Annotated in this window: 6 protein-coding genes and 1 pseudogene; all 7 read right to left on the bottom strand. The window is 67.5% G+C overall.

What is annotated here, in order from left to right; all coding sequences use genetic code 11:
- A pseudogene (locus CSW58_RS07990) lies at nt 1-1,353 on the bottom strand (sodium/proton-translocating pyrophosphatase); the annotation flags it as partial.
- Between the two features lie 225 nt (nt 1,354-1,578).
- The gene (locus CSW58_RS07985; protein ID WP_099446938.1) at nt 1,579-2,061 is read right to left on the bottom strand and encodes a hypothetical protein; all 483 of its coding nucleotides are present in this window, start codon (nt 2,059-2,061) and stop codon (nt 1,579-1,581) included.
- Between the two features lie 57 nt (nt 2,062-2,118).
- Complete coding sequence (gene thiL, locus CSW58_RS07980; RefSeq protein ID WP_369825116.1) at nt 2,119-3,192, bottom strand: thiamine-phosphate kinase; 1,074 nt, start codon at nt 3,190-3,192, stop codon at nt 2,119-2,121.
- Nucleotides 3,176-3,637, bottom strand: a complete 462-nt coding sequence (gene nusB, locus CSW58_RS07975) for a transcription antitermination factor NusB (protein ID WP_099446936.1) — start codon at nt 3,635-3,637, stop codon at nt 3,176-3,178. Before nusB ends, thiL begins: the two co-directional genes overlap by 17 nt.
- Nucleotides 3,634-4,098: a 6,7-dimethyl-8-ribityllumazine synthase gene (locus tag CSW58_RS07970; RefSeq protein ID WP_099446935.1), complete on the bottom strand. Its 465-nt coding sequence runs from the start codon at nt 4,096-4,098 to the stop codon at nt 3,634-3,636. The genes nusB and CSW58_RS07970 overlap by 4 nt, the downstream gene beginning before the upstream one ends.
- A gap of 77 nt (nt 4,099-4,175) precedes the next feature.
- A complete protein-coding gene (gene nrdR, locus CSW58_RS07965; protein ID WP_099446934.1) occupies nt 4,176-4,649 on the bottom strand; it encodes a transcriptional regulator NrdR in 474 nt (157 codons plus the stop codon).
- Between the two features lie 31 nt (nt 4,650-4,680).
- Nucleotides 4,681-5,985, bottom strand: coding sequence for a serine hydroxymethyltransferase (gene glyA, locus CSW58_RS07960; protein ID WP_099446933.1), 1,305 nt, complete (start codon nt 5,983-5,985; stop codon nt 4,681-4,683).
- Between the last annotated feature and the right edge of the window lie 165 nt (nt 5,986-6,150).

The raw sequence follows: 6,150 nt of genomic DNA, 5'->3' as shown, positions 1-6,150 counted from the left end.
GCAGACCCGCCATTTCGGCGATGCCGCCGGCGTTGTCGGTGACCGGACCAAAGGCGTCCAGGGCGACGATGAAGCCCGCCAGCGACAGCATAGTGCGACGAGTTGGTGGTGCGCAGGCGCGATGCCGAACAGGCCGGCCAGATTGTAGGTCACCAGGATGCCGACGATGATGGTCAGGGCCGGCAGGGCCGTGGATTCCAGCGACATGGCCAGACCCTGGATCACATTGGTGCCGTGACCCGAGACGCTGGCCTGGGCCACCGACTTCACCGGGCGGTAGTTGGTGCCGGTATAGTATTCGGTGACCACGACGATGGCGGCGGTGACGGCCAGACCGACCAGGCCGCAGAAGAACAGGCCGTTGGCGTCGAAGCTGCGGTCGCCGACGGTGACGGCGGTCGGCACCAGCTGGTGGATCACATAATAGACCGCCGGGATCGACAGGACGCCGGTGACGATCAGGCCCTGATAGAGGGCGCCCATGATGTTCTGCTTCTTGCCCAGACGCACGGCGAACGAGCCGAGGATCGAGGTGACGATGCAGACGGCGCAGATGGCCAAGGGCAGCAGCATCATCGACGACACCGCTTCGGTGCCGCGGAAGAAGATCGCCGCCAGGACCATGGTGGCGACCGTGGTCACCGCATAGGTCTCGAACAGGTCGGCGGCCATGCCGGCGCAGTCGCCGACATTGTCGCCGACATTGTCGGCGATGGTCGCGGCGTTGCGGGGGTCATCTTCCGGAATGCCGGCCTCGACCTTGCCCACCAGATCGCCGCCGACGTCGGCGCCCTTGGTGAAGATGCCGCCGCCCAGACGGGCGAAGATCGAGATCAGCGAGGCGCCGAAGCCCAGGCAGACCAGCGAATCGACGACCACCCGGTCAGTGCCGGCATGGCCGGTCTGCAGCAGCACGGCGAAATAGCCCGCCACGCCGATCAGGGCGAAGCCGGCCACCAGCATGCCGGTGACGGCGCCGGAGGTGAAGGCCATCTTCAGGCCCGCGGCCAGGCTCTCGGACGAGGCCTGGGCCGTGCGGACATTGGCGCGGACCGAGATCAGCATGCCCGCGAAGCCGGCGGCGCCCGAAAGCAGGGCTCCAAGGGCGAAGCCGACCGGCTGCTCCCAGGATTTGAAGAAGAAGCTCAACAGAGCGATGACCACCACGCCGACGATCGCGATCGTCGTGTACTGACGGTTCAGATAGGCCTGGGCCCCTTCTTGGATCGCCGCGGCGATCTCCTGCATCTTCGCATTGCCGGGCGAAGCCCGCATCAAGCTCGCCGTCTGTACAGCGCCATACAGCACCGCCAGCAGCCCGGCCCCGATGGCCACATAAAGCCAAGAACTCATAGGTCTATCGCCCCTTCGCGTTTCCAATCGCGAGGAAGGCCGCCGGCCTGACCCTGGACGCCGAAACACGACCGCCCCCTGGCCAGGAACAGCGGGCGGGCCTTAAGGCCTCGTCCCCCCCTCGTTGCTCCCTGAAATGACGTCTGTGCGACGCCAAGGCGAGAACAGTGCCAAATGGTCGCGGCGGGCGCAACCGCTGGCGGAAAAGCGGGTTCGGCGGCTGAACTAGGGTTTAGCGGGCTGGGCGGGCTGGACGGGCGGAGCCATCCGCGTCTTGGCCGTTTGCTTGACGATGGTGACCGCGGCGATCTTGCCCGGACCGACCAGAGCGACCGCCTCGCGCATCATGGCGGCCTTCAACCGGGCCTCGTCCAGGGCGACATAGGAGTCGGGCCGGGTGAACGGGGTGCGGTGGGCCAGCCGGACGATCTTGTCACGCAGCAAGGGCTCCTTGCCGGCGAAGGCGGTCGGATCGGCCTTGGGCGACAGGGTCAGGGACGTCTCGACAAAGACGTAGTTCATCACCCGGCCATTGGCGATGATCGGCAGGGCCATGGCCTGCAGCTTGATGACGGGATCGACCTTGGGCTCGCCCTCGCCTTCCTTGGCCTTCTTCTTGTCCGAAGCCAGGACGGGCGTCGCGGCGAGCGCGAAGGCGGACAGGGCCAGGCCGAGGGCCAGGCGACGGGTCAAGGGAAGGCTGGTCATGCCTCCCCTCTAGCCGACAAGGCTTGAGGCTTTGCTACCGGCGCGCCGCGACCCGGCTCAGCCGTGCAGCCAGCCCAGCCGTTCGGGGGTGATGTCCTTGCCCTTGAACAGGGCGCAGATACCCTCGCCTTCCACGAACTCGCCGATGTCGCGCACGGGGATGCCCGCAGCCATGGCGGCGGCCTGGAAGGCGGCCACGTCGGTGGGATCGACGGCGCAGACGATCTCGTAGTCGTCGCCGCCCGAAGCCAGCGACATCCGCGCCTCGCCGGCTTCCGGCTGGGCGCTGAGCCAGTTCCGGGCGCCGGGCGACAGCGGCAGGCGGTCCAGGTCGACATTAACCCGCAGGCCGCTGGCCTGGGCGACATGGGCCGCGTCGGCGAGCAGTCCGTCGGAGACATCGGCGGCGGCGCGGGCATAGGCCTTGAGGGCGTCGCGAATGGCCAGGCGCGGGGGCGGCAGGCGATAGCGCCGCACCAGCCCGCCGTCGGGATCCTCGACCTCGCCCCAGTGGGCCAGCAGGCCCAGCCAGCCGTCGCCGATCGTCCCGCTGACCATCAGGCGGTCGCCGACTCGCGCGCCACGGCGCAGCACCGCGTCGCCGCTGGGCACCCAGCCCAGGAAGGTGGCCGAGACCACCATCGGGCCCGAGGTGGTGACGGTGTCGCCGCCCAGCAGGCTGACGTCGTAAAGCGCGCCGTCCTCGGCCAGGCCGCGGGCGAAGGTCTCGCGATCCTCCAGGGTGGTGGCGGACGGCCAGCCGACGGCCAGAAAATAGCCGTAGGGCGTGGCGGCCTTCGCCGCCAGATCAGAGAGATTGGTGCGCAGCAGCCGCTTGGCGACCACGTCCAGCTCCTCGCCGGCCAGGAAATGCACCCCGGCCACCATGGCGTCCTTGGTGATCACCAGGTCATAGCCCGGGCGCGAAGGCAGAACGGCGGCGTCGTCAAGCAGGTCCAGCGCCGCCGGGTCGCCGCGCGTCAGCGGCCGCAGCAGCCGCTCGATGAGATTGAACTCATTGGCGGGCGGCGCGATCTGGGCGGGCGCGGGGGCGTCGAACCATGAGTCCTCATCCGCCGCCGCGACCGGCGTCGGTGCGTCGAACCAGTCGTCGTCAGACTCTGGAGTCACGCGCGATGGCGTCCAGGGCGCCGTTGATGAAGCCCGCTTCCGGGCCCTCGAAGAACGATTTGGCGATCTCGACATATTCGTCGATCACGACCTCGGTCGGAACATCAAGCCGATGAAGCAGCTCGAAGGCGCCGGCCCGCAACACCGCGCGGGCCGTGGCGTCCAGGCGCTCCAGCCGCCAGCCCGAGGCCAGTCGACGGACGATGGCCTGGTCGATGGCGGCCTGGTTGGCGACGACGCCCTTGGCCAGTTCGGCGAAGAAGGTCTCGTCGGCGGCGGCCAGCTGATCGCCCTCGCCCGGGCCGCCGACGTCGCGGTCAAAACGGTGCTCGGCGAATTCGCGAACCACGGCGTCAACACCGACGCCCGAAACTTCCATCTGGTACAGCGCCTGTACGGCCGCCAGTCGCGAGACCGAGCGGGGCTGGATACGTCCCTTGCTCATCGCGCATGCCCCAGAAGCTGGCGTTTCAGGGCGATGATCTCGATGCACTGCCGCGCGGCGTGGCCGCCGCGATCGCCTTCCGAGACCCGGGCCCGGGTCCAAGCCTGGTCTTCTTCATCGACCGTCAGCACGCCATAGCCGATGGCCAGACGCTTGCCGATCGTCAGGTCATGCAGACCGCGCGCGGTCTCATTGGCCTGGATCTCGAAATGATAGGTTTCGCCGCGAATGATGCAGCCCAGCGCGACGAAGCCGTCATAGCGCACGCCGACCGGCCGATGGCCGGCCTCTTCGGCCAGGGCGATAGCGCAAGGGATCTGCATCGCCTCGGAGACGGTGATGACGTCATAGTCCACGTTCTGCGCCTCGATCGCCGCCACGGCGCCTTGCAACAGCGCGTCGGAAAGGCCCGAATAACGGCGGCCCTCCACGATCAGCAGGCGGATCTTGTCTTCGACCATGGTTCTTGAACTCTCCCCGGCGGGACCGGGCTTCTCATCCCATAGCCTCCAAACCGTAACCGAAACGTAGCTAGCGCCTAAAGCTCTTCGTCAGCGACGTCGCTCAGGCCTTCTTCGCCCAAAAACTTCGCGAAATCACTCGTTTCCTTGAAGTCGCGATAGACGGAGGCGTAGCGGACATAGGCCACATCATCGAGCGCCTTCAAGGCCTTCATGACCATTTCGCCCACGATCGACGACGGCAGCTCGGTCTCGCCCATGCTTTCCAGCTGGCGAACGATGCCGTTGATCATCCGCTCAATGCGTTCGGCGTCCACCGGCCGCTTCTGCATGGCCAAAGAAATCGACCGCACCAGCTTCTCGCGATCGAACGGCGAGCGACGCCCCGAGCGCTTGAGGATCGTCAGCTCGCGCAGTTGCACCCGCTCGAAGGTGGTGAAGCGACCACCGCATTCCGGACAGGCCCGGCGGCGCCGGATGGCCGCGCCGTCTTCCGACGGGCGGCTGTCCTTCACCTGACTTTCGGCGTGGCCGCAGAACGGACATCGCATAATCTGGGCCCCTCCGGCCGATCAACCGCTACTAATTGTAGATCGGGAACCGCGCCGTCAAGGCCAGCACTTCTTCACGGACCTTGGCCTCGACCTCGCCATTGCCCTCGGCGCCGTTGGCCGACAGGCCGTTGACGACCTCGCCGATCAGCTCGCCGACCCGCTTGAACTCGGCCTCACCAAAGCCGCGCGTGGTGCCGGCCGGGGTCCCCAGACGAATGCCCGAGGTGATGGTGAAGGGGGCGGTGTCGAACGGCACGCCGTTCTTGTTGCAGGTCATGTTGGCCCGCTCGAGGCTGTGCTCGGCGTCGCGGCCGGTCACGCCCTTGGGCCGCAGGTCGACCAGCATCAGGTGGCTGTCGGTGCCGCCGGAGACGATATTGACCCCCTGCCCCTGCAGCGCATTGGCCAGGGCGCGGGCGTTGGCGATCACCTGGGCGGCATAGGCCTTGAACTCCGGACGCAGGGCCTCGCCGAAGGCCACCGCCTTGGCGGCGATCACATGCTCGAGCGGACCGCCTTGCAGGCCTGGGAAAACGGCCGAGTTGACCTTCTTGGCGATGGTCTCGTCATTGGTCAGCACCATGCCGCCGCGCGGACCGCGCAGGGTCTTGTGGGTGGTGGTGGTGACCACGTGCGCGTGCGGGATGGGGCTGGGGAACACGCCGCCGGCCACCAGGCCCGCGAAGTGGGCCATGTCGACCATCAGATAGGCCCCGACGCTGTCGGCGATCTCGCGGAAACGGGCGAAATCGATCTGCCGGCTATAGGCGCTGCCGCCCGCGATGATCAGCTTGGGCTTCTCGCGCTCGGCCACCTCGGCGACGGTGTCATAGTCGATCAGCTGGTCCTGCTGGCGCACGCTGTAGGACACCGGCTTGAACCACTTGCCCGACTGGTTGGCCGGGCTGCCGTGCGTCAAATGGCCGCCGGCCGCCAGGTCCATGCCCAGGAAGGTGTCGCCCGGCTGCAGCAGGGCCATGAACACCGCCTGGTTGGCCTGCGAGCCCGAGTGCGGCTGGACGTTGGCGAAGCCGGCCCCGAACAGGGCCTTGGCGCGCTCGATAGCGATCAGTTCGATCTCGTCGACGAACTCGCAGCCGCCGTAGTAGCGCTTGCCGGGATAGCCCTCGGCGTACTTGTTGGTCAGGATCGAGCCCTGGGCCTCCAGAACGGCGCGCGAGACGATGTTTTCCGACGCAATCAGTTCGATCTGGTTTTGCTGGCGACCCAGCTCCAGGCCGATGCGGTCAAAGATGTCGCGATCGGCCGCGGCCAGGCTGGCGCCGAAGAAGGCGTTCTTGTCGGCGGTGATGGTGTTGGCCGGTGCGGTCATCGACGCTCTCCCAGGGCTGAGGCGGGCCGCTCCCGCGGTCGGGAGTCGGTGGCGCTCTCTTTAGCGCCCTTCGCGCCGCGATCAATGCAGGAACCACTACACAGCCCGGGCGTTGGCAACAAACCCGGTGCCGGCGCGGAGGCGTCAGGACCCCGGATAGGAACA

Source organism: Caulobacter sp. B11 (assembly GCF_002737765.1).
Classification (GTDB): domain Bacteria; phylum Pseudomonadota; class Alphaproteobacteria; order Caulobacterales; family Caulobacteraceae; genus Caulobacter.
This window is presented reverse-complemented; position numbering and strand designations above follow the sequence as displayed.

What these genes read in the sequence shown, in the direction of transcription:
- nrdR (WP_099446934.1), bottom strand. Translation starts at nt 4,649, where the DNA reads ATGCGATGTCCGTTCTGCGGCCACGCCGAAAGTCAGGTGAAGGACAGC.
- nusB (WP_099446936.1), bottom strand. Translation starts at nt 3,637, where the DNA reads ATGAGCAAGGGACGTATCCAGCCCCGCTCGGTCTCGCGACTGGCGGCC.
- CSW58_RS07985 (WP_099446938.1), bottom strand. Translation starts at nt 2,061, where the DNA reads ATGACCAGCCTTCCCTTGACCCGTCGCCTGGCCCTCGGCCTGGCCCTG.
- CSW58_RS07970 (WP_099446935.1), bottom strand. Translation starts at nt 4,098, where the DNA reads ATGGTCGAAGACAAGATCCGCCTGCTGATCGTGGAGGGCCGCCGTTAT.
- glyA (WP_099446933.1), bottom strand. Translation starts at nt 5,985, where the DNA reads ATGACCGCACCGGCCAACACCATCACCGCCGACAAGAACGCCTTCTTC.